Annotated in this window: 25 protein-coding genes; 10 read left to right on the top strand and 15 right to left on the bottom strand. The window is 56.6% G+C overall.

Annotation, left to right across the window (positions count from 1 at the left end):
* The first annotated feature begins 7 nt into the window (after positions 1 to 7).
* The 3 genes from CUC55_RS08275 to CUC55_RS08265 all read left to right on the top strand — a co-directional run bounded on the left by CUC55_RS08275 (position 8) and on the right by CUC55_RS08265 (position 1,397).
* A complete protein-coding gene (locus tag CUC55_RS08275; RefSeq protein ID WP_082760238.1) occupies positions 8 to 415 on the top strand; it encodes a hypothetical protein in 408 nt (135 codons plus the stop codon).
* Positions 416 to 726: 311 nt separating this feature from the next.
* On the top strand, positions 727 to 1,011 hold the full coding sequence (locus CUC55_RS23605; RefSeq protein WP_425352797.1) for a rod-binding protein: 285 nt from the start codon (positions 727 to 729) through the stop codon (positions 1,009 to 1,011).
* A 20-nt stretch (positions 1,012 to 1,031) separates the two neighbouring features.
* Positions 1,032 to 1,397: a hypothetical protein gene (locus tag CUC55_RS08265; protein WP_103087526.1), complete on the top strand. Its 366-nt coding sequence runs from the start codon at positions 1,032 to 1,034 to the stop codon at positions 1,395 to 1,397.
* Between the two features lie 677 nt (positions 1,398 to 2,074).
* Here CUC55_RS08265 and fliP read toward each other — a convergent pair.
* The 10 genes from fliP to flgB form a co-directional block, all read right to left on the bottom strand.
* On the bottom strand, positions 2,075 to 2,812 hold the full coding sequence (fliP, locus tag CUC55_RS08255) for a flagellar type III secretion system pore protein FliP (protein ID WP_103087524.1): 738 nt from the start codon (positions 2,810 to 2,812) through the stop codon (positions 2,075 to 2,077).
* Positions 2,809 to 3,342 (bottom strand): flagellar basal body-associated FliL family protein, encoded by a 534-nt coding sequence (locus CUC55_RS08250; protein ID WP_067648627.1) that lies wholly within the window; start codon positions 3,340 to 3,342, stop codon positions 2,809 to 2,811. The genes fliP and CUC55_RS08250 overlap by 4 nt, the downstream gene beginning before the upstream one ends.
* A 69-nt stretch (positions 3,343 to 3,411) precedes the next feature.
* Positions 3,412 to 4,137 (bottom strand): flagellar basal body L-ring protein FlgH, encoded by a 726-nt coding sequence (gene flgH, locus CUC55_RS08245; RefSeq protein ID WP_103087523.1) that lies wholly within the window; start codon positions 4,135 to 4,137, stop codon positions 3,412 to 3,414.
* Entirely contained in the window at positions 4,134 to 4,664 is a 531-nt protein-coding gene (locus CUC55_RS08240; protein ID WP_103087522.1) for a MotE family protein, read from the bottom strand. Before CUC55_RS08240 ends, flgH begins: the two co-directional genes overlap by 4 nt.
* Positions 4,661 to 5,785: a flagellar basal body P-ring protein FlgI gene (locus CUC55_RS08235; RefSeq protein WP_082760237.1), complete on the bottom strand. Its 1,125-nt coding sequence runs from the start codon at positions 5,783 to 5,785 to the stop codon at positions 4,661 to 4,663. The genes CUC55_RS08240 and CUC55_RS08235 overlap by 4 nt, the downstream gene beginning before the upstream one ends.
* Positions 5,782 to 6,228, bottom strand: a complete 447-nt coding sequence (gene flgA / locus CUC55_RS08230) for a flagellar basal body P-ring formation chaperone FlgA (protein ID WP_103087621.1) — start codon at positions 6,226 to 6,228, stop codon at positions 5,782 to 5,784. Before flgA ends, CUC55_RS08235 begins: the two co-directional genes overlap by 4 nt.
* 48 nt (positions 6,229 to 6,276) lie before the next feature.
* Positions 6,277 to 7,068: a flagellar basal-body rod protein FlgG gene (gene flgG / locus CUC55_RS08225; RefSeq protein WP_067648621.1), complete on the bottom strand. Its 792-nt coding sequence runs from the start codon at positions 7,066 to 7,068 to the stop codon at positions 6,277 to 6,279.
* Positions 7,069 to 7,086: 18 nt separating this feature from the next.
* Positions 7,087 to 7,431 (bottom strand): flagellar hook-basal body complex protein FliE, encoded by a 345-nt coding sequence (fliE, locus tag CUC55_RS08220; protein ID WP_103087521.1) that lies wholly within the window; start codon positions 7,429 to 7,431, stop codon positions 7,087 to 7,089.
* Positions 7,431 to 7,847, bottom strand: a complete 417-nt coding sequence (gene flgC / locus CUC55_RS08215; RefSeq protein WP_103087520.1) for a flagellar basal body rod protein FlgC — start codon at positions 7,845 to 7,847, stop codon at positions 7,431 to 7,433. The genes fliE and flgC overlap by 1 nt, the downstream gene beginning before the upstream one ends.
* A 1-nt stretch (position 7,848) precedes the next feature.
* Complete coding sequence (flgB, locus tag CUC55_RS08210) at positions 7,849 to 8,238, bottom strand: flagellar basal body rod protein FlgB (protein ID WP_067648611.1); 390 nt, start codon at positions 8,236 to 8,238, stop codon at positions 7,849 to 7,851.
* Positions 8,239 to 10,331: 2,093 nt separating this feature from the next.
* On the opposite strand from flgB, the gene folD reads away from it, so the two are divergent.
* Positions 10,332 to 11,231 (top strand): bifunctional methylenetetrahydrofolate dehydrogenase/methenyltetrahydrofolate cyclohydrolase FolD, encoded by a 900-nt coding sequence (gene folD, locus CUC55_RS08200; protein ID WP_067648605.1) that lies wholly within the window; start codon positions 10,332 to 10,334, stop codon positions 11,229 to 11,231.
* A gap of 5 nt (positions 11,232 to 11,236) precedes the next feature.
* Here the strand turns inward: folD and CUC55_RS08195 are convergent, their stop codons facing one another.
* The gene (locus CUC55_RS08195; RefSeq protein ID WP_067648602.1) at positions 11,237 to 12,259 is read right to left on the bottom strand and encodes a LacI family DNA-binding transcriptional regulator; all 1,023 of its coding nucleotides are present in this window, start codon (positions 12,257 to 12,259) and stop codon (positions 11,237 to 11,239) included.
* A gap of 281 nt (positions 12,260 to 12,540) precedes the next feature.
* On the opposite strand from CUC55_RS08195, the gene CUC55_RS08190 reads away from it, so the two are divergent.
* The 6 genes from CUC55_RS08190 (at position 12,541) to CUC55_RS08165 (ending at position 19,601) form a co-directional block, all read left to right on the top strand.
* Positions 12,541 to 13,902, top strand: a complete 1,362-nt coding sequence (locus tag CUC55_RS08190) for an ABC transporter substrate-binding protein (protein WP_103087518.1) — start codon at positions 12,541 to 12,543, stop codon at positions 13,900 to 13,902.
* A 72-nt stretch (positions 13,903 to 13,974) separates the two neighbouring features.
* Positions 13,975 to 14,988, top strand: a complete 1,014-nt coding sequence (locus CUC55_RS08185) for a carbohydrate ABC transporter permease (protein WP_103087517.1) — start codon at positions 13,975 to 13,977, stop codon at positions 14,986 to 14,988.
* 1 nt (position 14,989) lies between these two features.
* Positions 14,990 to 16,150: a carbohydrate ABC transporter permease gene (locus CUC55_RS08180; protein WP_067648592.1), complete on the top strand. Its 1,161-nt coding sequence runs from the start codon at positions 14,990 to 14,992 to the stop codon at positions 16,148 to 16,150.
* A gap of 6 nt (positions 16,151 to 16,156) precedes the next feature.
* Entirely contained in the window at positions 16,157 to 17,833 is a 1,677-nt protein-coding gene (gene bglA / locus CUC55_RS08175; RefSeq protein ID WP_067648589.1) for a beta-galactosidase BglA, read from the top strand.
* A gap of 21 nt (positions 17,834 to 17,854) precedes the next feature.
* Positions 17,855 to 18,943 carry an ABC transporter ATP-binding protein gene (locus CUC55_RS08170; RefSeq protein WP_103087516.1) on the top strand — a complete coding sequence of 363 codons (1,089 nt, stop codon included), beginning with the start codon at positions 17,855 to 17,857 and terminating at the stop codon, positions 18,941 to 18,943.
* A gap of 301 nt (positions 18,944 to 19,244) precedes the next feature.
* The gene (locus tag CUC55_RS08165) at positions 19,245 to 19,601 is read left to right on the top strand and encodes a hypothetical protein (protein ID WP_067649062.1); all 357 of its coding nucleotides are present in this window, start codon (positions 19,245 to 19,247) and stop codon (positions 19,599 to 19,601) included.
* Positions 19,602 to 19,610: 9 nt separating this feature from the next.
* On the opposite strand, the gene CUC55_RS08160 is transcribed toward CUC55_RS08165, so the two are convergent.
* From CUC55_RS08160 to zwf, 4 genes are all read right to left on the bottom strand, one after another.
* Positions 19,611 to 19,976: a nuclear transport factor 2 family protein gene (locus CUC55_RS08160; RefSeq protein WP_067649059.1), complete on the bottom strand. Its 366-nt coding sequence runs from the start codon at positions 19,974 to 19,976 to the stop codon at positions 19,611 to 19,613.
* 8 nt (positions 19,977 to 19,984) lie between these two features.
* Complete coding sequence (gene edd / locus CUC55_RS08155; RefSeq protein WP_103087515.1) at positions 19,985 to 21,805, bottom strand: phosphogluconate dehydratase; 1,821 nt, start codon at positions 21,803 to 21,805, stop codon at positions 19,985 to 19,987.
* Positions 21,806 to 21,915: 110 nt separating this feature from the next.
* Positions 21,916 to 22,614, bottom strand: coding sequence for a 6-phosphogluconolactonase (pgl, locus tag CUC55_RS08150; RefSeq protein ID WP_067648580.1), 699 nt, complete (start codon positions 22,612 to 22,614; stop codon positions 21,916 to 21,918).
* Positions 22,615 to 22,626: 12 nt separating this feature from the next.
* Positions 22,627 to 24,102 carry a glucose-6-phosphate dehydrogenase gene (gene zwf, locus CUC55_RS08145; protein WP_103087514.1) on the bottom strand — a complete coding sequence of 492 codons (1,476 nt, stop codon included), beginning with the start codon at positions 24,100 to 24,102 and terminating at the stop codon, positions 22,627 to 22,629.
* Positions 24,103 to 24,186 lie beyond the last annotated feature (84 nt).

The following is a 24,186-nucleotide window of genomic DNA, read 5'->3' as shown; positions in this document are numbered from 1 at the left end:
GGCGAGGATGGACGATTCCAAATCTAAAAAGCTCAACAGGCTGGCCAAGGTTCAAGGGCATCTCAAGAAGATGGCTGAAAACGAGCTGGCGATCACCACCCGGGAACGCAACGATCTTGCTGAAAAGATCGATTCGCTGAGCGGGTATCTGACGTCGCTCGACCCAATGCACCAGCATATGCTCAAGCATTATGCCACCCGCCATGGCAAACTCATGTCCCGCGATGTTCGCCTCGAGTCGATCGAGAAAGCGCAGGAGCAGCAGGTCATGAAAGAGACGAAGAAGGGTGAACGTCTCGAAGACAAGCGCGATGCAGCACGTGCAGATGAGCTCCGTGTCCGCGAGGATAACAGCGTCTACGAACTGATCGATCTTCATATGAGCTTGAAAGACTCCAGCCTCCAGCAAGGTTAGGCAGGTACCGTCATCCGATAAAAACGGAAANGGATGACGACGTGGCCATTTCTCCTCCAAGCGATCTTGTGCTTGATGTTGTGAATGCAGCGGACCCGACACAGGTTACGGCAGCAAGAGAAAAACTGCGCTCGGTGAGCGCGGCCAAAGAGGCATCGGTGTTGACAGCCAGCAACGCTGGCTTCGAATCTGCCATCAACAGTATCGATACTGCAGCTGGCAAGGCCGGTGTAGGTAACATTCATCACGTGAAAACCGACGAAAAGATTCCCGAGACCTATCGGAAATTCGAAGCCAGTGTTCTGTCGACAATGCTCCAGAATATGATGCCAAAGGAANGCGAAGAGGTTTACGGCAAGGGTTCAGCTGGCGATTTCTGGAAAAGCATGATGGCCGAGCAGATGGCGGATGCCGTTTCCAAGCGCGGTGGCATCGGCATTGCAGAACAGGCCTACAATCAGGCCATGCAACGGGTCCGCAATGCTGAACCGCCCACTGCGACGAACGAGGACAGTAAAAGCCTTGCAGTCAGCATGGTGACGGACTTCCAACGGCGCATCTTTTCTGTAGCCGAAACCAACAAGACTGAAACTTAAGTGGCGGAGCGCTGAAANTGATGGAAATTGTAAATAACGACTACAGAACCCAGGCCATTCTCGGCCGCCTCGAAACGGTCATCGACAACGAAAATCAGCGAATCGGAAAAGATCCGGAATTCGATTTCAAATTGTCGAACGCGCATAAGAGCCGTTGCCTGTATGAACTCAGCATGTTGCTTCGCGATGTAGACGGGGCCAAGATCGCCGCTGCTCACAAACGTCAGATTCTTGATATCAAGGCCAAGCTGGCCATCAATACCCGCCGGNTCGAAGCCAACCTTCACGCCGTCAGGGCAGTGGTCGACCTTCTGAAGACGGCTGCCAGACGCGCCGAGGATGACGGCACCTACTCGCTGGAACAGTTCGCAAGCGGGGCGCAATGATCAAGCTTGTAGCGACAGGGATATGGATTCTCGTCGTAACACTCGGCGGCGTCTATGCCGCCGTGACTTTGGGTAATAAGGGTGCAAACCCTGCTACCGAAGTCGTTCACCCACCGCATTTCGTTCAAAGCGAAACCGTGACGTTGCCCGTCGTGGTGGATGGCACGGTGTCCGGCTACTTCATCCTTCGCGCCAGCCTTCAAGTGGATGAAGATGCGCTGAAGGAGGTCAATGTTCCCGTCCCCGTTTNCCTCACTGACGAGCTTTACACGTTGCTGGTCGGCGATAAACTGGTTGACGTGAAGACTGCCGACAAATTCGATGTGAACGGTTTCAAGGCCAAGATCAAGGATGGGCTGAACGCCCGACTTGAAAAGCCAATGGTCAAGCAGGTCCTTATCGAACAAATGGATTTCATCTCAAANGAAGAGATCGAGGCCAGAGACCCCAACAAGAAACCTCAGCAGATTGTCGTCAATACCGATCCGCCGCCGCCGAAATCAACCGCTGCGGCAAGCTCCGGCCACTGAAGATTTGATGCCATCCAGACCGCTCGAACTTTGCCAAGTTCGGGCGGTTTTCGTTTGCGTAACGTGGGCAGCTCAGACCGTCAGCGGTATCACAATATGAATTTAAGCCGGCAGGTGGGGTGATCTGTTTCGGTCAGAATGAAACGTTCAGTAGAACGATCTGACCAGAGAGCCGACCAGCAGGTTCCAGCCGTCGATCAGCACGAAAANCAGGATCTTGAACGGCAGGGATATCGAGGTCGGCGGCAGCATCATCATACCCATCGCCATCGTGATGGTGGCCACGACCATGTCGATGACGAGAAATGGCAGAATGATTAGGAAGCCGATTTCAAAGCCGCGACGTATCTCCGACAGCATGAAAGCCGGGATGAGAACCCGATATTGCGGCACCGTGCCATTCATCGTTTCCTGACCCCGTTCATTGGCGAGATCGACGAAGAGGGCGAGGTCCTTGGGGCGGGTATTGTTTACCATGAAACCGCGAAACGGTTCAGCGGCGCGCTCGAGAGCCACCGCCTCGGTGATCTGGCTCTGCAGCAGCGGCTGGATACCATCCTGCCATGACCGTTCGAAGGTAGGCGCCATGACGTAAAAGGTCATGAACATAGCCATACTGGTTAGGATCATGGTGGATGGAGTGGTTCCCAGGCCCATGCCGGAACGCAAGATAGAAAAAGCGATGATGAACCGCGGAAAGCTGGTCACCATAATGAGGATGCCGGGAGCAATCGACAGAATGGTCAGCAGACCGAAGGTGCGAATGATCCAAGCAGCCGCAGAACCATCCAGCGGCAGATTGAGCAAATCAGCCGGCGATTGTTGTGCGAAGGCCAGTCCTGGGATGAGGACTAGAACAAGCAGAAGGATAATTTTTCGAATCATTCGATCACAAAGGTTCTGAAGAGAACCTTGGATACGCGCCCTTTTGATCTGAGGTCAACGATTTCTCTCAGGTCATCCCTAAGATATTGAAAGCCGCGTGGTCCCTGAAGCTGCTGCAAGGAAACAGTTCTGAGATAGGTCAGCATTTCCTGGTGCAAATCCTGAGCGAGCGAAGTATCGCCCGGGCCTGTAAACTGCAATGCAAGTTCAAGCCGTATCCACTTATCTGTAGGGTAACCTAGGTTGGTGACAATCGGATCGAGCGCGATCAGGCTGGGCGCTGCGGCACCGGCCGCGCCATGCTCACCGCCAGCCGCCGGTGCGCCGTGGGCACCCTCGACTGCTGCCGCTGCAAGTTCCGCAGGGGCCGGCACTGGCGTCGCGGCAGCGGGTGATGCTGGCACAAGCAATGTGTTGCCTACGAACCAGCCGCCGCCCAGGCCCAGCAGCGAGAGCACAGCAATGGCACCCGCGGTCACGACGATCGACGGCTTCTTCGGGGCAGCTGGTTCGGTTGTCGTGAGGCTCATGATCGTTTCTTACGTCTGTCTCGGAGTACAGCCCGTGCGGGATGCGGCGGGCCGTATGCTTGGTTCATGTCAAATCGGCGAGAACAGATCCACCACCTGCTGGCCAACCGGCGGCTGCTGGATTTCGGTGATACGGCCACGGCCACCATAGGAAATGCGGGCTTCCGCGATCTTTTCGTAGGAAATCGTGTTCTGGGAATTGACGTCCTGCGGCCGCACGATGCCCGCGACGTTGAGGATACGGACTTCGTGGTTGACGCGCACTTCCTGAGATCCGCTGATCAGCAGATTGCCGTTTNCCAGAATGCCGGTCACGACGGCAGCAACGAGCAGCGTCAGCTTTNCGGCACGACTAATGGAGCCCTTGCCGTTGGACTCGCTGGTATTGTCGAAGCTCAGCGACGAATCGGCCTGCGGTTTCCATCCGAGAATTTCGGCGTCAGCCTTCCAGCCAGTCTCACGATTGTTCTTTTTGGTGCGATCAGTCTCGTTGTCGAATGTCGCCTTGTCGTTGATCTGGATGTTGACCGTCAGAATGTCACCGATGTTCAACGCGCGGGCATCCTTGAACAGGGCCGCCTTGCTGTCACTCCACAGTGAGTAGCCGCTGGCGGTATGCAATGGCTGCTTCGGGTAGGACGCCAGTTGCGGCGCCTGGCTGAATTGCAGGCCACTGCCGATCGGGCTCATGGCCGGCGCATTGCCTATTTCCTTCAGAGTCTGGTTCTGCGTGATGCTGGAGCAGCCGGTTAGAACGCTTGCGGCGGAAAGGACAAGAATGAGCGCTTTGTTCATGACGGATCTCTTGATGTTGTTTTGTCGGTCGCGCTGGACATGATCGATGCGACGATGGCTGCCTTTTTGGCGTCCATCTCGGCGAGGATCAGGCCAGACTGGCGAGGCGGCAGCTTCATGATGATCGCGGCGGCAAGGGCAGGGTTGACCTCTGCCAGCTGGGGAGCAGCTGCATCCGCCTTCATCGTCTTGTAGACGTTGACGAGGTTTGCCTCGGCCTGCCGCATGAAGTCGTTGCGGCGCTTCAACCAGTCTTCATACTCGGCCTTGCGCGCTTCCATGACGGCGATGCGGTTGTCGACGTCCTGTTGCAGCTTTNCGAGATCCTGCTTTTGCAGGATGTAACGCTGGTCACGCGCCTGATCGATCACATTGGTGCAATATTGCTGGATTTCCTGGCCGCTCGTATCCCCTGATGTCACCCGCACCTGCTCTTGAGCTTTTGCGGATGGCAGCGCTGCGGCCATGACGAAAATGGCAAGCAGCGTACGGCGAGGTGTGAAGATTTCAGAGATTTTGACCATCATTGCAACACCAGTTCTGCTTGCAGCGCGCCAGCTGATTTTATGCCCTGAAGGATAGCGATGATGCCGTCCGGCTTGACGCCGATATTGTTCAGTCCAGCCACCAGCGAACGCAGGTTTGGTCCGTTGAGAATGGCAACGGGGCCACCGGTCTGCTGTGCCGCAATGTCGGTTTGTTCCTGAATGGCGGTTTCACCCCGGCTGAACGGTTGAGGCTGGATGACCTGCGGCGTCTCGGTAACCTGAACGGTCAGCGTGCCATAGCTGACGGCGACCTGTGAAATCCTGACATCGGCGCCGATCACGATGGTGCCCGTCCGCTCGTTGATGACGACCTTGGCTGGTGTATCCGTCTCTACGGCAAGATTTTCGATGTTCGCCATCAGACGGGTCAGGTCAGCCGACCGTGGTTTCTGGATGAAGACGACCTGACTGTCGCGCGCCTCGGCAATCGGTTCGCCAAAGGCGGTCTTGGCATAGCCGTTGATGGCGTCGGCAATGCGCGTGGATGTCGAAAAATCCGGATTGCGCAGTTGCAGGACCAGATTGACCGAATCCTTGAACTGCGAGGGCAACTCACGCTCGATGATCGCGCCGCTCGGCACGCGACCGGCTGTGGTGACACCCTGTGTCAACTGCGCGGCCTGACCTTCGGCATTGAAGCCTGATACGATGACCGAACCCTGAGCCACCGCATAAATCTGGCCATCGGCACCCGACATGGATGTCATGATGAGCGTGCCGCCACGCAAAGACGACGCATCGCCCAGCGAGCTGACATTGACGTCGAGCCGGCTTCCGGGGCTTGCGAATGGCGGAAGATTGGCGGTGACCATAACTGCGGCCACGTTTTTGGAGCCAGTCTGGTTGCCTTGCATGGAAATGCCGAGGTTCTGCAACATCGCCCGCATCGACTGTTCGGTAAAGGGCGAAGAACGCATGCTGTCGCCGGACCCTTGAAGGCCGACGACAAGACCGTAACCGATCAGCTGGTTTTCACGGCCAGCCTGCAGCGAAGCGATATCTTTGACACGAGCGTTGGCTTGGGAATAGGCAATCGGCGTCGTTGCGAAAAGCGTCGCGACGATTACGGTGACAGCGATCAAGCCGCGACGAAAACTCATTTCTGGAAANCCTCCACGGTTCCGTCGTGATTGGCCGTTCCGCTAACGGTAACGCCGGTATCGCGATTGCGCACACGCACGACTTCACCAGCCATGCCATCTTCAATGGCCGTGCCGGATGCTGAAAGGTTCATGCCGCCCACGCTGTAGACGATCCTGATCGAGGCCCCACGCTGGACCGCAAAAGGGTCACGAAGGTCGCCGACGGGAATGGTCCGTCCGGCAATCAGAGTGCGCTTGGAAACCTTGCCGACGACCGTTTGTACGGCGTCTGCATAGCCAGGCGAGAGGTTAGGGTTGGTGACGAGAACTTCCGTCACTCGCTCACGCGTGATGACGTCGCCCGGGAAAATAGTGGCTGTTGGAACAACGGCGTGTTTCTGCTGCGATAGGGCAGCCTGTGGCGCAAGCGCCACCAGGCTGACCGTGAGCGCCAGCGCCATTGTGCAGAAACTGCCAGGCACGATTTTCGGGCGGAACTTCATGTTACGCTACCTCTTCAGGTTCTGACTGACGATCGTCGCCATTTCGTCTGCTGTGGTGATGACCTTGGAGTTCATTTCATATGCGCGCTGCGCAGAAATGAGGTCGGTGATTTCCTTGACGGAATCGACGTTCGAGCTTTCGAGGTAGCCCTGCTTGATGTAGCCGAATCCCTCAGTCTGCGGCGCGGCTGTTACAGCGTTGCCTGATGCTTCCGTCTGTGAAAACAGGTTGTCGCCGAGTGGCTTCAATCCGGCTTCGTTGGCGAAGTTGCTGAGGTTCAGCTGGCCGAGTTCGGTTAGATTGTTTGCGGTTCCGATGCGCGCCGATATGATGCCATCCTTACTGATGGTAACTTCTGTCGCGTCGGTCGGAATGACGATGTTGGGCTGAACACCGTAACCGTCGATCGTGACCAGACGTCCGGTTGAATCCTTGTTGAGGGCACCGGCGCGCGTGTAGAGCGTGTTGCCATCGGGGCCATCGACCTGAAGCCAGCCCTTGCCGACGATTGCAACGTCGAGGTCATTGCTGGTCTGGGATATCTCGCCCTGAATGTGAAGCTTTCTTACCGCAGATGTCTGAACACCGAGGCCGATATTGGCGCCTTCAGGCACAACGGACTGGTTGGCGCGGTTCATAACGCCCTGTGCACGCTCGGTCTGGTAAAGCAGGTCAGTAAATTCGGCGCGNCCGCGCTTGAACGCAGTCGTGTTGATGTTCGCGATGTTGTTCGCGATGACCTCAAGGTTTGTCTGCTGGGCATCCATGCCCGTCGCTGCAATGGCTAGTGCTCTCATTTTTTATATCCTTAAGCGTCAAATCTGCATTTNCACGATGTCGAGATAGGCCGAGACGATCTTGTCGCGCAGTGCTACGGCGGTCTTGAGCGTCTGATCCGCCTGCATGACGGCATCCACCACTTCACGCGTGTTGGCCTTGCCCTGAAGGCCCGCAAAAGACATCGCTTCACTCTTCTTGAGGGAATCGATGGCATCCGTTGCCACACCACCCAGCACGCTGGCAAAGGTGGGGCCGGTGGCGGCACTCGCCGCCGTTGAAACGGCGCTTCCAGCAAGCGTGCTGAGGCTGGACGTGACTTCTTTCAGTCCGTCTGTTGCATCGTTCGTCAGTGATTTCAGGCTGTTAATGGCGTCGATCATCACTGACCCTTCAATAAGTCGATGGTTGAGGCAACCATGTCGCGTGTTTGCTTGATAACTTGCAGATTGGCGTCGTAGCCGCGGTTGGCCTCACGAAGGTCGGCCATCTCAATCAGCATGTTGACGTTCGGAAGCTTGACCATGCCTTTTTCGTCTGCGGCAGGGCTGTCGGGATCGTATTCCTGGGTGAAGTCGGAGCGATCGACGCCCAGCTTCTTGACCTCGACGAGATTTGTCTGGGAAACACGATCCATCTCATTCGCAAAAGTAATGGTCTTGCGACGATAAGGGTCTGCACCCGGCGTATCGCCTGTGGTGCGAGAGTTGGCGATGTTTNCCGAAACGATGCGCAGGCGCGTGGCCTGAGCTTCCATTCCGTTTCCCGCAATTTTCATCGAAGACTTTAAAGGGTCCATCTTACTTGCCCACCGCTGTCAGCATCATGCTGTGAAAAGAGCGAACGAGTTGCGCGTTCAGTTCGAACTGCCCCTTGATTTCGCCTGTCTTGGCCATTTCCTTGGAAAGGGACACCGTGTTGCCGGACTCCTGAACGCCGATTTCGTTGGTAAGGTCAGCATCCTCGAGCGCAACCTTGCCGCCGCCTGCAACTGCCAATTCCATGTGTGCCGAATTGGTGCGCGCCATCTGCATGCCGACCGACTGCAATTCCGCATCGAAAGGAACGACGTCCTTTGCGCGGAATTTTGGGGTGCTGGCATTTGCAATGTTACCGGCGACGACTTCCTGACGGACAGAAAGCCATTCGGCCTGCCGGGATGCCAACGCAAACAGCTGAATCGGCTGCATGACAATTCTCCGTGTTTAACTTGATCCTGTTTNAGGGTGACAATCTTGCGCGGGACTTGCGGAAGACGCTTTCTGCCGAACGGCCGAGGAGGTGGGGCGGGAGATGCCAATGTGTTCGTATTAACCTTTTGTTTGCCTTGTCGCTTTAGACTTCGTTTATATTTACACCAGCGGGCTTTCCGGTCTGCGCGGTATGTAACCCTATGGGTTTGAGATGGTTTTTGAGAGCAAGAGACTGGTGATGCCGAATCGGGACGCTCTTCGTGAGACACTCGTTGCTGCACCGTGGCGACGATATCTGCTGTCAGCCGCAACAGTGCTTTCCCTAACGGCATCCGGCTTTTTTCTGCCGACGATGCTTCTGGAGCCCGGCCTGAAAGGTTACGTTTCCCAGGCCGGCGTCAAAGTCTCCAATCCAAACGCCAACGCCGCTGGCGTGCAGCGCATCACATCGCAGCTTCGTGAAAATCTGCTGTCGCCGATGACGCTTGGCCTGATGGTTTCAGACTTGAAACTCCAACCTCAGGATCTCACCGGTATTCAGACGCAAGGCCATCTCTCCGTTTTTCTGGACCTGCTTGCGGGTGGAGGAAACAATGGTGATGCGCTGGTGGGCGCAACGGAAACGACGCTGAAAAATGCGGTGTCTATCTCGTCTGCGCTTCCCAGCAATGAGATCACAATCGATGTCACTGCCGCCACGCCCGAGGCATCGCAGAAGATCGCGGATTATGTCGCCGCTCGCATTGTAAAAGACATTGGTGCCGAGCAACGCGACCCGGAACTCCAGGCCGTCGAGAAGGCGCGTGTCGCGCTTGATAGCGCCGAGGCGGCGTTAACGGGCTTCCAGATGCGGCATGGTAACGACGCCGTCTCCCGTATTCAGGGCTTGCAGCAAAAAATTCGTGAAGACGAAGCCGCCACCACAACTCTCATTGCCAAGAGCAGCGAACTCGCGGACGGCATTTCAGCCGCGGCCTCCATGAAAGTGGATGACGTTCTCAACAGAACTCTGCCAGCGATGGTCGCGTTTGCGCCGCTGGAAACGATCCGCCAGAATTATACTGCCGCCAAGCTCGCGCTAGCCGAAGTCAGCGTCGATCACGGACCGAGACATCCGCGCACGATTGCCGCACAGACGACAGTAGATGCGGCGCGGGCGACAGCCATGCCCACCCTTCGCGGTGTGCTGGAAGCCTTGAAGCAAGAGCAAACGACCACAACGGAAGCACTGGAAATGCGGGCGAACACCCGCGCCGAACTCGACAGCCAGTTAAATGCCCTTGGGGATGCTCCCGCGGATCTCGCAAGGCTGGAAGCGGCCCTTGAGAAGGCACGCACGGATTACATCATCTCAAGCGACGCCGCAGGCACATTCTCCAGCGCACCGCGCATCAGCGCCGCCCTTGCGGTGACGGCTGAGCCGGGCGTTGCCAATTACGACAGCTTTACCGCAAATGCGATGTCAGCCGCAGGTGGAGCTACCGGGCTGCTGATCGCCCTTTTCGTCTTGAGTTACCGCCGCAAGGAGGAAGCAGGCGACGTTGCCGAGTTGCCGACCGTCATCAAGCTTGAAACGGCCTTAGACACGTCCGTCCATGAGATGTCGTCTGCCGAGACGATTCAAATCGAGCCCGGTATTTNCGATGACATGTCCGTGGAAANTCCAACGACGCCAGAACCGGTGACATTGGAGACTGTGTCTTCGTCAAAGGTCGAAGATGAAGCTGAGATCGAAACCGAGGCTGCCTATGATGAGGCTGCCAACGACTTGCCGTTTGACGAGCGGGTACGCCAGGTTTTGATGCAAAACGCCATTTCCTCTCAACCGCGGGAAAAAGAGGCGCCAGGGTTCAAGCTTCCGCCATTGCTGGCGGCGGCTCTGGCCGGTCACGCAGACCATGCGCAAGCCGAGACCGAGGAGTTGCGGATATTGCGCCAGGAGCTTGCTGTGCTCAGAACACGTTTGCTCGAACATGCGCGCGAAGAGCGGAACCGCAATCGCGCGTGACGCGTCGATTTTCAATCAAAATGCACTTTGCTATGCCGCATTCCGACGCTAGATAGCTATCTAGTTTCCAGGAGGCAGGCATATGGCAGTTGTGATCGACGGAAAAGCAAAAGCGGCATCTGTAATCGAGACCGTTCGCAAGGCGGCGGAAGGTCTTGCACAACAGGCGGGTGTGAAGCCCGGACTTGCCGTGGTCATCGTGGGTAACGACCCGGCTAGCCACGCTTATGTAAACTCCAAGAGCAAAACGGCCAAGGAATGCGGCTTCAAGTCTGTTCAGCATACTCTGCCGGAAGAAACGACACAGGCCGAACTGGAAGCCCTGGTCGCGACATTGAATGCCGATGCTTCCCTTCATGGCATTCTCGTACAGTTGCCACTGCCGGGACATCTCAATTCAGATACTGTCATTCAGTCCATTCTGCCGGAAAAAGATGTAGACGGCTTGAGTGTTCTCAACGCTGGAAAGCTCGCGACAGGTGACCTCGAGACAGGGTTGATCTCCTGCACACCAGCGGGTTCCATGCTTTTGGTGCGCAGCATTCATGGCGATGATCTCTCGGGCCTCAACGCGGTGGTCATCGGTCGTTCGAACCTGTTCGGCAAACCCATGGGGCAACTGCTTTTAAACGCCAACGCGACTGTCACCATGGCGCATTCGCGTACCAAAGATCTGGCTGCGGTCTGCAAGTCCGCTGATATCCTCGTTGCTGCGGTCGGTCGTCCGCAGATGGTCAAGGGTGATTGGGTGAAGCCCGGTGCAACCGTCATCGATGTCGGTATCAATCGCATTCCGGCACCGGAAAAAGGCGAGGGTAAGTCTCGTCTGGTGGGCGACGTGGCCTATGACGAGGCGAGCGCCGTTGCCGCTGCCATCACACCAGTTCCCGGTGGTGTGGGTCCTATGACGATTGCAATGCTGATGGCAAATACGGTCATCGCCGCGCATCGCGCCGTTGGAAAACCCGCACCTAAGTTCTAACGGATCTACACTCGGGCGGGGCCTGTCGATCCGCGCACGACAAGTTCCGCTTTCCATAATTCCTGTTGGTTGTCAGGCTGTCCGGATTTGATCTGTTTGATCAGCCGCTCGGCAATTCTCAGCCCGGCGGCCCTTAGCGAAGACCGCGTCGTCGTCAATGGCACCGAGAAATTGACCGGCTTCAGCAGTGGCAAGACATCGTCATGGGCAATCAGCGAAATATCTCTTCCCGGCTTCAGGCCTCGGTGATTGAGCGACCGGACGGCACCTAGCGCCAATGCTGTCGACGCACAGATGATCGCCGTCGGGCGATCGGCGCGCGACAGCAGTTGTTCCATTTTTAGAAATCCCGCTTCATCATTCATGATGCTGTGGCTGACATTGTCCTGACGTAGCGTATATCCACTCTCTCCCAGCGCAGCCTCGACACCACGGTGGCGACGAAAGGTGAAGTCGTAACCTTCCGGGCCGTTCAGAAGTGCAATGTTGTGATGGCCCAACTGCAACAGAAGCGATGTCGCATCGTGAAACGCAGTCTCATTGTCCACATCCAGGAAGGGATAATCCGCCTCCACGCCCCAGGAGCGGCCATGCACCATGAAGGGTATCGAAAGGCCTTTCATCATTTCGATGCGGGGGTCGTTCTTTTTCATATAGGCGAGATAGATGCCATCGACGCTGCCGCTGACGGCAAGTTCCTTCAGCGCATTTTCCTCATTGGCCGGATCGGTCGGCATGATGACGAGGTGAAAGCCGTTGCGGGCCGAAGCCTCTCCCAAGCCGCTGAGGAATTCACCGAAATGCACGTCGGATTGATAGTCTGGGCCGGTGGGCATCACCAGACCTATGGAGCCCATCTTGCCGGTTGCCAGACGTTGGGCTGCGACATTGGGCCGATAGCCGGTCTTCTGCGCAGCATCGATGATCTTGCGACGGGTCTCGGCGTTGACTTCCGGGTAGCCGTTAAGCGCACGGCTGATCGTGGTCTGGGAAATGCCGAGGTGCTGCGACAGTTGTTTCAAGTTCATGTTTCGCAGCCCTCCATGATTCAGGTGTCGGTTTGACGCGTTGCTCCTCCAAACGTCCAAACCGCTTTGGATGATAGCAAGAGTTCGATCGAGCCACAATTGGAAAGGTGAGGTTTCTTCATGCATAGCTTGCATGCTNCACTGCAGTGCATTTATTAAAGCGCTAAAGTTGAGTCTGGCACTTGACTCCGGTTCCATCCCAGTGAGAAGAATAGGTAGCCAAAGCGCTTTGAAGATTTTTNGCGGGTAATAGCCTGACAATGTGATGGGAGGAAAATCACATGAAAANGACTTTCTTGACGACAGTGGCCGTGGCCACGCTTTTTGCAGGTGCAGCCCTTGCGGCAGACCTGAAGTTCAAGCCCGGTGAAGACGCGAAATTCAACTGGAAGAGCTACGAAGACTTCAAAACCGCCAATGCCAGCCTAAAAGGCGAAACGCTGACGATCTTCGGACCTTGGCGCGGTGAGGACGAAGCACTGTTTCAGTCCGTTCTGGCCTATTTTNCCGATGCGACCGGCGTGAACGTTCGGTATTCGTCTTCGGAAAATTACGAGCAGCAGATCGTTATCGACACGCAGGCGGGCTCGCCTCCCAATGTCGCCATTCTTCCCCAGCCAGGCCTTTTGGCCGACCTTGCTGCAAAAGGTCTTCTGACGCCGCTGGGGNATGAGACGGCGAACTGGGTCAAGGACAATTACGGCGCGGGCCAGTCCTGGGTCGATCTCGGCATGTATTCCGGCAAGGACGGCCAGAAGGCTTATTTCGCCTTCCCGTTCAAGGCAGACGTGAAGTCGCTGGTCTGGTACGTGCCTGAAAACTTCGAGGAAGCAGGCTACGAAGTTCCCAAAAGCTTGGAAGACCTCGTCAAGCTCAGCGACCAGATTGTAAAAGACGGCGGCACGCNATGGTGCATCGGTCTCGGTTCTGGCGGTGCGACGGGTTGGCCCGGCACTGACTGGGTTGAAGACTTCATGCTGCGCACCCAACCACTGGATGTCTACCAGAAGTGGACGACGAACGAAGTGAAGTTCAACGATCCACGCGTTGTTGCGGCCATCGAGGAATTTGGTAAGTTCGCCAAGAATGACAAATATGTCTCGGGTGGCGCAGCAGCTGTTGCGTCAACCGACTTCCGCGATAGCCCCAAGGGCCTCTTCGATATTCCGCCGAAGTGCTATCTGCATCGTCAGGCATCGTTCATTCCATCTTTCTTCCCTGAAGGTACCAAGGTCGGAACGGACGTCGATTTCTTCTATATGCCGACATTCGCGTCCAAGCCTGACCTCGGCAAGCCGGTTCTGGGTGCTGGCACGCTCTTCACCATCACCAAGGATTCGAAGTCCGCTCGCGCACTGGTCGAGTTCCTGAAGACGCCTATTGCGCATGAGGTCTGGATGGCACAGTCCGGTTTCCTCACGCCCTATAAGAAGGTCAACCTCGACGCTTACGCCAGCGAGCAGACCAAGCGTCAGGGTGAAATTCTCACCACAGCCACCAGCTTCGGTTTTGATGGCTCCGACCTTATGCCCGGCAAGATCGGTGCCGGCGCGTTCTGGACCGGTATGGTTGATTTCGTCGGCGGCAAATCTGCGCAGCAGGTTGGTGACGATATCCAGAAGGCCTGGGACGGCCTCAAGTAAAACAACCAATTGGCCCGGCGGTCGGATACCCGCTGCCGGGCTGGATATAAGAACGGAATACGGGGAGGGAATGTGATGACCCAGATCGTGTCAGCGCTCGGCGTAATGATCGTCGGCGTTTTCGCCTGTGCCGCTTATTATTGGCTGTCGGACAAGGCGCTGCAATTCATCTTCCCACTGAAGGACGGCGATGTCATCCATGCGTCGCGTAATCTGAACAGACGGGCTGCGGTTCGTCCCTGGCTCTTCGTCGGCCCAGCACTGTTGTTGCTGATCGTCTATCTCGTCTACCCCGTCGTCGCTACCTTTATCCTCTCTTTCTATGACCGCACCGGCGCCAACTTCGTCGGCCTCAACAATTATCGGTGGGCATTTTTCGATGCCGGTTTCCGCCAGTCCATTTTCAACAACATCCTTTGGCTCGCCGTCGTACCTGCTGCCTGTACCTTCTTCGGTCTCGTTATCGCCGTTATGACCGACCGCATCTGGTGGGGTAACATCGCCAAGTCCATCGTATTCATGCCGATGGCCATTTCCTTCGTCGGTGCGTCCGTCATCTGGAAATTCGTCTACGAATATCGCGGCGAAGGCCAGATTCAGATCGGCTTGTTGAATGCCATCGTCGAATTCTTCGGCGGCACTCCGGAGGTGTGGATTTCCATGCCCTTCTGGAACAACTTCTTCCTGATGATCATCCTCATCTGGATTCAGACCGGCTTCGCCATGGTCATCCTATCGGCCGCCCTGCGCGGCATTCCTGAAGAAACCGTCGAAGCCGCCGTCATCGATGGCGCCAATGGCTGGCAGATTTTCTGGAAANTCCTCGTGCCGCAGATTTGGGGCACCATCGCAGTCGTCTGGACGACCATCACCATTCTCGTTCTCAAGGTCTTCGATATCGTCCTGACCATGACCAACGGTCAGTGGAACACCATGGTTCTCGCTAACCTCATGTTCGACTGGATGTTCCGTGGCGGTGGGGATAGCGGCCGAAGCGCCGTCATCGCACTCGTCATCATGGCGGCGGTAACACCGATCATGATCTGGAACATTCGCCAGGCAAACCGTGAGATGGAGGGCCGCTGATATGAGCATTGCAACCCGCATTCGCCGCGTCGGCCTGCCAAGGCTTATCGTTCACATCAGCGTGCTGTTCGTGGTTCTGCTCTGGCTTTTGCCAACGCTCGGCATTCTCGTCAGCTCGCTACGAGACAAGGACCAGCTCGTCGTTTCCGGCTGGTGGACGGCCTTTTCCAGCTCCAGCCAGACGCAGGCGCTTCGCCTTGCTGATCCTGCGACACAAAAACAGGAAGGTGACCGCTTCATCATCGCTGGCAACGTCTTTGAAAATGGTGCCGGCGGCAAGGTTTCCGCCTTCGGTGTCCGCGTGCAGGACCCTGAAGCCTTCCCGGCGGGAGAGGCCGCTGATCTGGGTGATGGTGAGAGCCTCGTCATCAACGAAGACGGCACCTATCAATACAGCAAGAACGCCAGTTTCGAAGGGTCCCGTGCCAAACGTGTCTATCTCGCCGTCGCCACCCCGCCAATCTTCACGCTCGATAACTACCGCACCGTTCTGGCGTCTGAAGGCATTGGCCAGTCCTTCGTCAACTCGCTGACGGTTGCCATTCCTGCCACTGTTATCCCGATCCTGATCGCTGCCTTCGCTGCTTACGCCCTGTCATGGATGAAGTTTACAGGCCGCTCCCTCATCATCGCCATGGTCGTCGGCCTTATCGTCGTGCCGTTGCAGATGTCGCTTATCCCNTTGCTGCAGCTTTATAACTGGATCGGCAATGTCTTCGGCGTGCCATCCAAGACCTATGCGGGCATCTGGTTGGCGCATACGGCTTTCGGCCTGCCGCTCGCCATCTACCTGCTGCGCAACTACATCGCCGGTCTGCCGAAAGAAATCATCGAAAGCGCACGTGTCGATGGCGCCAGCGATTTCGAAATCTTCGTCAAGATCGTCCTGCCCTTGTCTTTCCCTGCACTCGCTTCTTTTTCGATCTTCCAGTTCCTCTGGACATGGAACGATCTTCTGGTCGCGATGGTGTTTCTCGGTACGCAGAAGGACGAGTTGGTGCTGACCGGAGCGCTGAATGCGCTGCTTGGTTCGCGCGGCGGCAACTGGGAAATCCTCACCGCGTCGGCCTTCGTCACCATCGTCGTGCCGCTCTGCGTATTCTTCGCTCTCCAACGTTACCTTGTGCGCGGCCTGCTGACAGGCTCGGTCAAGGGAGGCTGATCCACAATGAATGCCCATACCACACAGGATACTGCAATGACGTCTTCTGCCCTCGTGCGCGATAAGGATTGGTGGCGTGGCGCCGTGATCTACCAGATCTACCCACGCTCCTATCAGGATTCGAACGGTGATGGCATCGGCGATCTCAAGGGCATCACCTCCCGCCTGGAGCACATTGCCAAACTTGGCGCAGACGCGATCTGGATTTCGCCCTTCTTCACGTCACCGATGAAGGATTTCGGCTACGACGTTTCCAACTATGTTGATGTCGATCCGATGTTCGGCACACTTGCCGATTTCGATGGCTTGATTGCCGAAGCGCATCGCCTCGGCATCCGCGTCATGATCGACCTCGTCCTGTCGCACACGTCCGACCAGCATCCATGGTTCGTGCAGAGCCGCTCGAGCCGCCAGAACCCCAAGGGTGATTGGTATGTGTGGAGCGACGGCAAGCCGGATGGCACGCCGCCCAACAATTGGCTGTCCATCTTCGGTGGTTCCGGCTGGCAGTGGGATCCGACGCGTATGCAATATTACATGCACAACTTCCTCACCTCACAGCCGGATCTCAACCTGCACAATGAAGACGTGCAGCAGGAGTTGCTGAACATCACCCGCTTCTGGCTGGAGCGCGGTGTCGATGGCTTCCGTCTGGATACCATCAACTTCTATTTCCACGACAAGGAACTGCGCAACAACCCGGCGCTCGCACCGGAGCGCCGCAATGCGTCCACCGCGCCTGCTGTGAACCCCTATAATTTTCAGGAACACATCTACGACAAGAACCGCCCTGAGAATATCGAGTTTCTGAAACGCTTCCGCGCAGTATTGGATGAATTCCCTGATATTGCCGCAGTCGGTGAAGTCGGCGACAGCCAGCGTGGTCTCGAAATTGTCGGTGAATATACCTCCGGCGATGACAAGATGCAGATGTGCTACGCTTTCGAGTTTCTGGCACCTGACGCCTTGACGCCGCAACGCGTGGCCGATGTGCAGGCGGATTTCGCCAAAGCGGCGCCCGAGGGTTGGGCCTGCTGGGCCTTCTCCAACCACGATGTCACCAGGCATGTCAGCCGCTGGGGCGATGTGGTGGAAGACAAGGACGCTTTTGCCAAGGTTCTCTCGGCCCTTCTGATGACGCAGCGCGGTTCTGTCTGCATCTATGAAGGCGAAGAGCTTGGCCTGACGGAAGCCGATATCGCTTTTGAAGATTTGCAGGACCCCTACGGCATCCAGTTCTGGCCGGAATTCAAGGGCCGTGACGGCTGCCGCACGCCGATGGTGTGGGATGCGGGCCATGCGCAGGCAGGCTTTTCCACATCTGACAAGACGTGGCTTCCCATTCCGACCGAGCACAAGCAGCGCGCCGTCAGCGCCCAGCAGGGCGATGAAACCTCCGTGCTGGAACATTACCGCCGCTTCCTCGCCTTTCGAAAGATCCATCCGGCCTTTGCCAAGGGCGGCATAAAGTTCCAGCCTGTAGAGGGCACCGTTTCCAGCTACACGCGCACGCTTGGCAATGAAACCGTGTTGTGCCTCTTCAACCTTTCAGCAGAGCCGTCCCACGCGACATTGCCGGACGGTGATTGGGAGGTTCTAGACGGCCACGGCTTTACGTCAGAGTTGAGTGGCAATGAGGTCAAGTTACCGGCTTGGGGCGCTTTTTTCGCCCGTTACGCCTGAAAATACAGGGAGGAACACCACATGACTGGCGTTATTCTGAAGGATATCCGCAAAGCCTACGGGCAGGTCAAAGTCCTGCACGGTATCGACTTGGATATAAAGCAAGGTGAGTTCATCGTGTTCGTCGGCCCCTCCGGCTGCGGCAAGTCCACGTTGCTGCGCATGATTGCCGGTCTCGAGGAGATCACCGGCGGTGAGATGTATATCGACGGCCAACTGGTCAACGAAATCCCGCCCTCACGGCGCGGCATCGCCATGGTGTTCCAGTCCTACGCGCTCTATCCGCATATGACGGTTTACGACAACATGGCTTTCGGCATGAAGATCGCCAAGGAAAACAAGCAGGAAATTGACCGTCGTGTGCGCGCCGCTGCCGATATTCTGCAACTGACGCAATATCTGGAACGCCTGCCGAAGGCACTCTCCGGCGGTCAGCGCCAGCGCGTTGCCATCGGCCGTGCCATTTGCCGAAACCCCAAGGTCTTCCTGTTCGATGAACCCTTGTCGAACCTCGATGCCGCGCTTCGTGTCGCCACCCGTATCGAGATCGCCAAGCTCGGTGAACAGATGGCCGATACGACCATGATCTACGTCACGCACGATCAGGTCGAGGCTATGACACTGGCCGACCGCATTGTCGTGCTGAACGGCGGTCGTGTCGAGCAGGTCGNTGCACCGCTGGACCTTTACGAGAACCCCGGCAATCTCTTCGTTGCCAAATTCATCGGCTCACCGGCCATGAATATCATTGCAGCCACGGTCAAGGCAACGGGCGCGCATACGGCCATCGAACTTGTTGGCGGCAAGACGCTGTCCGTCGATATAGCAACCCCGTCGGGAGAAGAGGGCAAGGCCGCATCCTTCGGCGTGCGTCCGGAAGACCTTGCTGTTGTCACCGGTGACGACTATCTTTNCGAGGGCAAGGTTTCCATCGTGGAGGCGTTGGGCGAAGTCACCCTGCTGTATCTTGAAGCGCCCGCAGGACAGGACCCGATTATCGTCAAAATCCCTGGAATCGCTCAGGCCAAAAAAGGTCAGATTTTGCGCTTCTCCGCACCGTCCCAAAAGCTGCATCTCTTTGACGCTGAAGGCCAGACTTACCGCCGCTAGAAGGGTCTTTGCAACGGTTTATTAAACATAAAAAGAAGCCGTTCAGCTGTGTCATAATTATTTCACATGCTCTAAANTGATTTNAGATCAATAGTTTGGCGTGAGTGCGGGTATGCTGGTGGTGAGTGGGCGTTGTTATCCACAGCCAGAATTGGCATGTGTTTCATATCGAAACGCAGAGATGAATTCTTAATGACTTCTGGCTAGTCTTTATCAATGAAAAATAACAAAGAGGATTGCGGCAGTGAACGCCCGGGCGGACATCGGTAAACCCACCTATCTCAGCAAGGAAGAATCTTTCATGTATGACCGCGAGGCGCGGTTCAAGATGGAAGATACGATGAATGCCGCACGCATCGAATATACCGAAAAAGCCGTCATGAACATGGCCTCGCGCCGGTGCGATGTCCTCAAAATTTCCCAGTCCGAAGCCGTACTGGCGCTTCTGACGCAATATAATCTGCCGAGACAATTTTATCTCGATATTCCAGACGCACGTATTACCAAGATTGGTTGCGTACTGATGAAGGTCAATCCGAACAACACCATTCAGGTCCGATTCCTGCATATCCTTAGCAAGAAGGACATGGATCGCATTTTCGTGTTCAGCACCCACCCGAAACACCGCGACCGCAAGCTCGATATCAGGGCCTGGTAGGCTGGAACGTCAGCTGTACAATCTGGCAGTGCCGATCTTGAACCACGCCTTGGCGATTTTGCCATCCACTATCTCATAGACGCAGATAACGTCCAGCTCTCCTGGTCCATCAGGGAAAGTGCGCGTTACCGTTTCGTGGTCAACCACAGTGTTGCCCAGCACGATGCGGTGCAGCAGCTTGCCGTGCAGATTTGGCTCCCTAAAGCGCTCTATATGTCTGTCACGTATTTCCTCAGCGCTCTTGGCGACGAGTTGATCTGGAAAGACGTAATATTGGCAATCGCTTGCCCACCACGGCATGAAGGCATCGATATCGCGAGCGTTATACGCCTCCAACTGCATCTGGACAGGGTAGGCTGCGTCCTGCGGATTCATGTCCAAACTCAATTCGAAAAGACGCTTGCGCCATGGTCAGCCGCTCCGACGCTGCGGCGGAAAGGCGCGAACAGCTCGCGGCCCATGCCCCATTCATTTNCGGATAGATCTGCCGTTGCGGGTGCGCGGGCCGCAAGCTCCGTGGCCGATACCAGCACCTGAATCGTGCCGGTGATCGCATCGAGCCTGATGATATCGCCGTCCTGAATGCGAGAAATCGGACCGCAATCGACTGCCTCCGGCGTCATATGGATGGCAGCAGGCACCTTGCCGGATGCGCCGGACATGCGGCCGTCTGTGACCAAAGCCACCTTGAAGCCACGGTCCTGCAACACGCCAAGCGGTGGTGTGAGTTGGTGTAGTTCAGGCATGCCATTGGCCTTAGGTCCCTGAAAACGAACCACAGCTACGAAGTCGCGGTTCAGCTTGCCTTCCTTGAAGGCAGTCTGGAGGCTTTGCTGATCGTGGAAAATGATCGCAGGCGCTTCGATGATGTGGCGCTCAGGCTTCACGGCAGAAATCTTGATGACGGCCTTGCCGAGATTGCCGGTCAGCATCTTCAGGCCGCCGGTGGGCTGGAACGGCGTTTCGACGCTGGCCAGAACCTTTGGATCATGGCTTACCTCCGGCGAGGATGTGCGGGCCACGGCACCGTTTTCATCCAGTGTCGGCTCAATCGTATAGGCCTCTAGCCCATGCCCGAACACGGTGCGCACATCATCATGCACGAAGCCCTGTTTCAGAAGTTGTTTGATGAGGAAGCCCATGCCACCAGCTGCGTGGAAGTGGTTTACGTCTGCCAGACCGTTCGGGTAGACCCGCGCCAGAAGCGGCACCACATCCGAAAGATCAGAAATATCCTGCCATGTCAGCACGATGCCGGCTGCCCGCGCCATGGCGATGAGGTGCAGCGTGTGGTTGGTGGAGCCGCCTGTGGCATGCAGACCGACGACGCCGTTGACCACGGAACGTTCATCGATCATCTCGCCCGCAGGCGTAAACTCGTTGCCCTGCGCAGTAATTGCCAGCGCCCGCTTCGTCGCTTCACGCGTCATCGCATCGCGAAGCGGCGTGTTGGGATTGATGAAGGACGACCCGGGCATATGGAAGCCCATGATTTCCATCAGCATCTGGTTGGAATTGGCAGTGCCGTAGAAGGTGCATGTGCCGGGGCCGTGGTAGGATTTGGATTCGGCTTCCAGCAACTCGGCGCGCCCGACCTTGCCTTCGGCGTAAAGCTGGCGAATGCGCGACTTCTCGTCATTCGGCAGGCCAGAGGTCATCGGTCCGGCTGGAATGAAGATGGATGGCAGATGGCCGAAGGAAAGAGCCGCAATCACCAGACCCGGCACGATCTTGTCGCAAACGCCGAGAAAGACAGCTGCATCGAACATATTGTGCGACAGGCCGATGCCTGCCGCCATGGCAATCGCATCACGCGAAAACAGCGACAGCTCCATGCCGGGCTGGCCCTGCGTCACGCCATCACACATGGCTGGAACGGCACCCGCAACCTGCGCAATGCCGCCCGCTTGCTTGGCCGCATCCCGGATCATGGCCGGGTAAACCTCAAAGGGCTGATGGGCTGAGAGCATGTCGTTATAGGCAGTTATGATGCCGAGATTGCCGACCCGATCGCCGGCAAGGATATCCTTGTCGGCGGGGGAACAGACCGCAAATCCGTGCGCCAGATTGGCGCAGGACAGGACGGAACGATGTACGCCCTTGGTGACCTGAAGCCGAAGCCTTTCGAGATAAATCTCGCGGTAAGGTTTCGAGCGCTCGACGATACGGGCCGTGATAGCCTGAATACGAGGGTCGGCAGCCATGGGCGTTATCCTGTCCTTCTGAAGACCATCGGCCGGGAGCTTGGGAACGTCGGCCGGTGATCATGTTGCTGTTTCAAGCGCTGGGCGCGGCTCCCGCAAAGCGGAGAAGCCTATGGCGCCCAGTAGATATGCACGGGTGATTCCGCACGGTTAAGAACGGCCCGGACGGGCATGTCCTCTTCGTCCAGATCGGACTTGGCCTTTTCAAGCGTTTCCTTCTTCACGGCACCTTCGATGTGCAGCACCAGAAAACGGGCATCGTGAAGCGCGGAGAGATTAAACGTCAGCCGTTCTTCGCCAGCCGTTTCGGCCGCCATCGGCAGCACTGCGCGTTCTTCATCCAGATCGAGTGCTTCTTCGAGATTGTCACCACCGGGGAAGAACGAGGCGGTATGACCGTCCGTGCCCATGCCGAGGATGACGACATCGAAGGGATCGCAGATCGCTTCCGTCTTAACGGTCGCCAGCGTCGCAGCGTCATCAGGCGTTGCGAAAAACTGATAGAGCGGCACGAAATAGGCATAAGTCGCTGCGTTCTGCAGCAGGTGGTCGACCACCAGCTTATGGTTGGAACGGTCGCTTTCCGGCGGTACGAAACGCTCGTCCACCAGCGTTACGCTGATGTTCTTCCAGTCCAGTTCATGTTTGGAAAGTGCCTGAAAGAAAAGCTTTGGCGTTGAGCCGCCAGAAACGGCGATACTTGCCGTCCCCCGCTCTGCAACACCCCGTTCAAGGCGTTCTGCAACATTTTTTGCAAGCGTTTCCGCCAGCTCGGCGCCATTTGCGAAGATATGCTCCTGTCCAATCATCTGCATATCCCCTTAATCGGCTTCGTGCCATGTGCGGCCATCGCGTTCGATCAAAGCAATAGAGCCGCTTGGTCCCCATGTGCCGGACGTGTAACCCTGAACGCCCTGGCTCACGGTTTCCCAGCTTTTAAGGATAGGATCGACCCATTTCCATGCCGCTTCGACTTCGTCGCGGCGCATGAACAGGGCCTGATTGGAGCGGATGGTATCCATCAACAGTCGTTCATACGCATCGGGGCTGCGCACATTAAAGGCTTGTGCAAAGCTCATATCAAGCGAAACCTGACGCAGGCGCATGCCGCCTGGACCCGGGTCCTTGATGAGAAGCGACTGTTTGACGCCTTCATCCGGTTGCAAGCGAATGACCAGCTTGTTGGCTTCGACCTTGCCCGCCGCATCATCGAAGATCGAATGCGGGATCTGCTTGAAGGTAACGACGATCTCGGACACGCGGGTCGCAAGACGCTTACCGGTGCGGATGTAGAAGGGCACACCAGACCAGCGCCAGTTGGCGATTTCCGCCTTGATGGCAACAAAGGTCTCGGTGTTGGAAACGCCACCTTCCAGCTCTTCCAGATAGCCCTTGACCGGGCCGCCAGCGGACGCACCGGCGCGGTACTGGCCGCGCACTGTCAGCTTTTCGACATTGGACTGGTCGATCAGCTTCAGCGAACGCAGAACCTTTACCTTCTCGTCACGCACGGCTTCCGCATCCATGGAGGAGGGGGGTTCCATAGCCACAAGGCATAGCAGCTGGAGAATGTGGTTCTGCACCATGTCACGCAGCGCACCGGCCTTGTCGTAATAACCGGCACGGCCTTCGAGACCGACGGATTCGGCAACGGTGATCTGCACATGGTCGATATGCGCGGAGTTCCACAGCGGTTCGTAAAGTGCATTGGCAAAGCGCAGCACCATCAGGTTCTGCACGGTTTCCTTGCCGAGATAGTGGTCGATACGGAAGATCTGCTCTTCCTTGAAGACGTTACCCAGCGTGTCGTTGAGCTCCAGCGCAGAGGCCAGATCACGGCCAATCGGCTTTTCCACGACGATGCGGGTGGATTTGGTAATCAGCTTGTGGTCGCGAATCTTGAAGGCAATATCGCCAAAGATGCCAGGCGCAACGGCGAGATAAAAGGCCCGAATGCGGTCCTTGCCTTCGTCCAGCAGCTTTTTCAGCTTATCCCAACCATCGTCGGATTTCGCATCGACAGGGATATAATAAAGGCGGGCGCAGAACTTCGCGACCTGCGCGTCGTCGTACTCACCCTTTTNCAGATGCTCTTTCAGAGCATCCTGCGCGAATTTGCGGTATTCTTCATGGGTCATGACCGAGCGCGACGCACCAATAATGCGGGTCGGTTCTGTCAGCTGGTTTTCGACCTGACGGTGGTAAAGTGCAGGCAAAAGCTTGCGCTCGGCCAGATCGCCAGTGCCGCCGAAGACGACGCAATCGAAGGGCTCTACTGGAATGATTTGACTGCTCATACCGATTCTCTCGATCTTTCCGTGTTGAAGGCATCCATAATCTAATCGATTTAAAAATGCCAGACATGTTGTAAAAAATTATGA

This window comes from Agrobacterium bohemicum (assembly GCF_002896715.1).
Classification (GTDB): Bacteria; Pseudomonadota; Alphaproteobacteria; order Rhizobiales; family Rhizobiaceae; genus Agrobacterium; species Agrobacterium bohemicum.
This window is presented reverse-complemented; position numbering and strand designations above follow the sequence as displayed.

Bases quoted from the DNA above. Each gene is read 5' to 3' on its own strand.
- flgB (WP_067648611.1), bottom strand. From the start codon at position 8,238: ATGCAGCCGATTCAGCTGTTTGCGTTGGCATCCCGGCAGGCCGAATGG.
- folD (WP_067648605.1), top strand. From the start codon at position 10,332: ATGGCAGTTGTGATCGACGGAAAAGCAAAAGCGGCATCTGTAATCGAG.
- CUC55_RS08160 (WP_067649059.1), bottom strand. From the start codon at position 19,976: ATGAATCCGCAGGACGCAGCCTACCCTGTCCAGATGCAGTTGGAGGCG.
- bglA (WP_067648589.1), top strand. From the start codon at position 16,157: ATGAATGCCCATACCACACAGGATACTGCAATGACGTCTTCTGCCCTC.
- CUC55_RS08235 (WP_082760237.1), bottom strand. From the start codon at position 5,785: ATGAGTTTTCGTCGCGGCTTGATCGCTGTCACCGTAATCGTCGCGACG.
- CUC55_RS08275 (WP_082760238.1), top strand. From the start codon at position 8: ATGGACGATTCCAAATCTAAAAAGCTCAACAGGCTGGCCAAGGTTCAA.
- pgl (WP_067648580.1), bottom strand. From the start codon at position 22,614: ATGATTGGACAGGAGCATATCTTCGCAAATGGCGCCGAGCTGGCGGAA.
- CUC55_RS08195 (WP_067648602.1), bottom strand. From the start codon at position 12,259: ATGAACTTGAAACAACTGTCGCAGCACCTCGGCATTTCCCAGACCACG.
- CUC55_RS08250 (WP_067648627.1), bottom strand. From the start codon at position 3,342: ATGAGCCTCACGACAACCGAACCAGCTGCCCCGAAGAAGCCGTCGATC.
- CUC55_RS08165 (WP_067649062.1), top strand. From the start codon at position 19,245: ATGTATGACCGCGAGGCGCGGTTCAAGATGGAAGATACGATGAATGCC.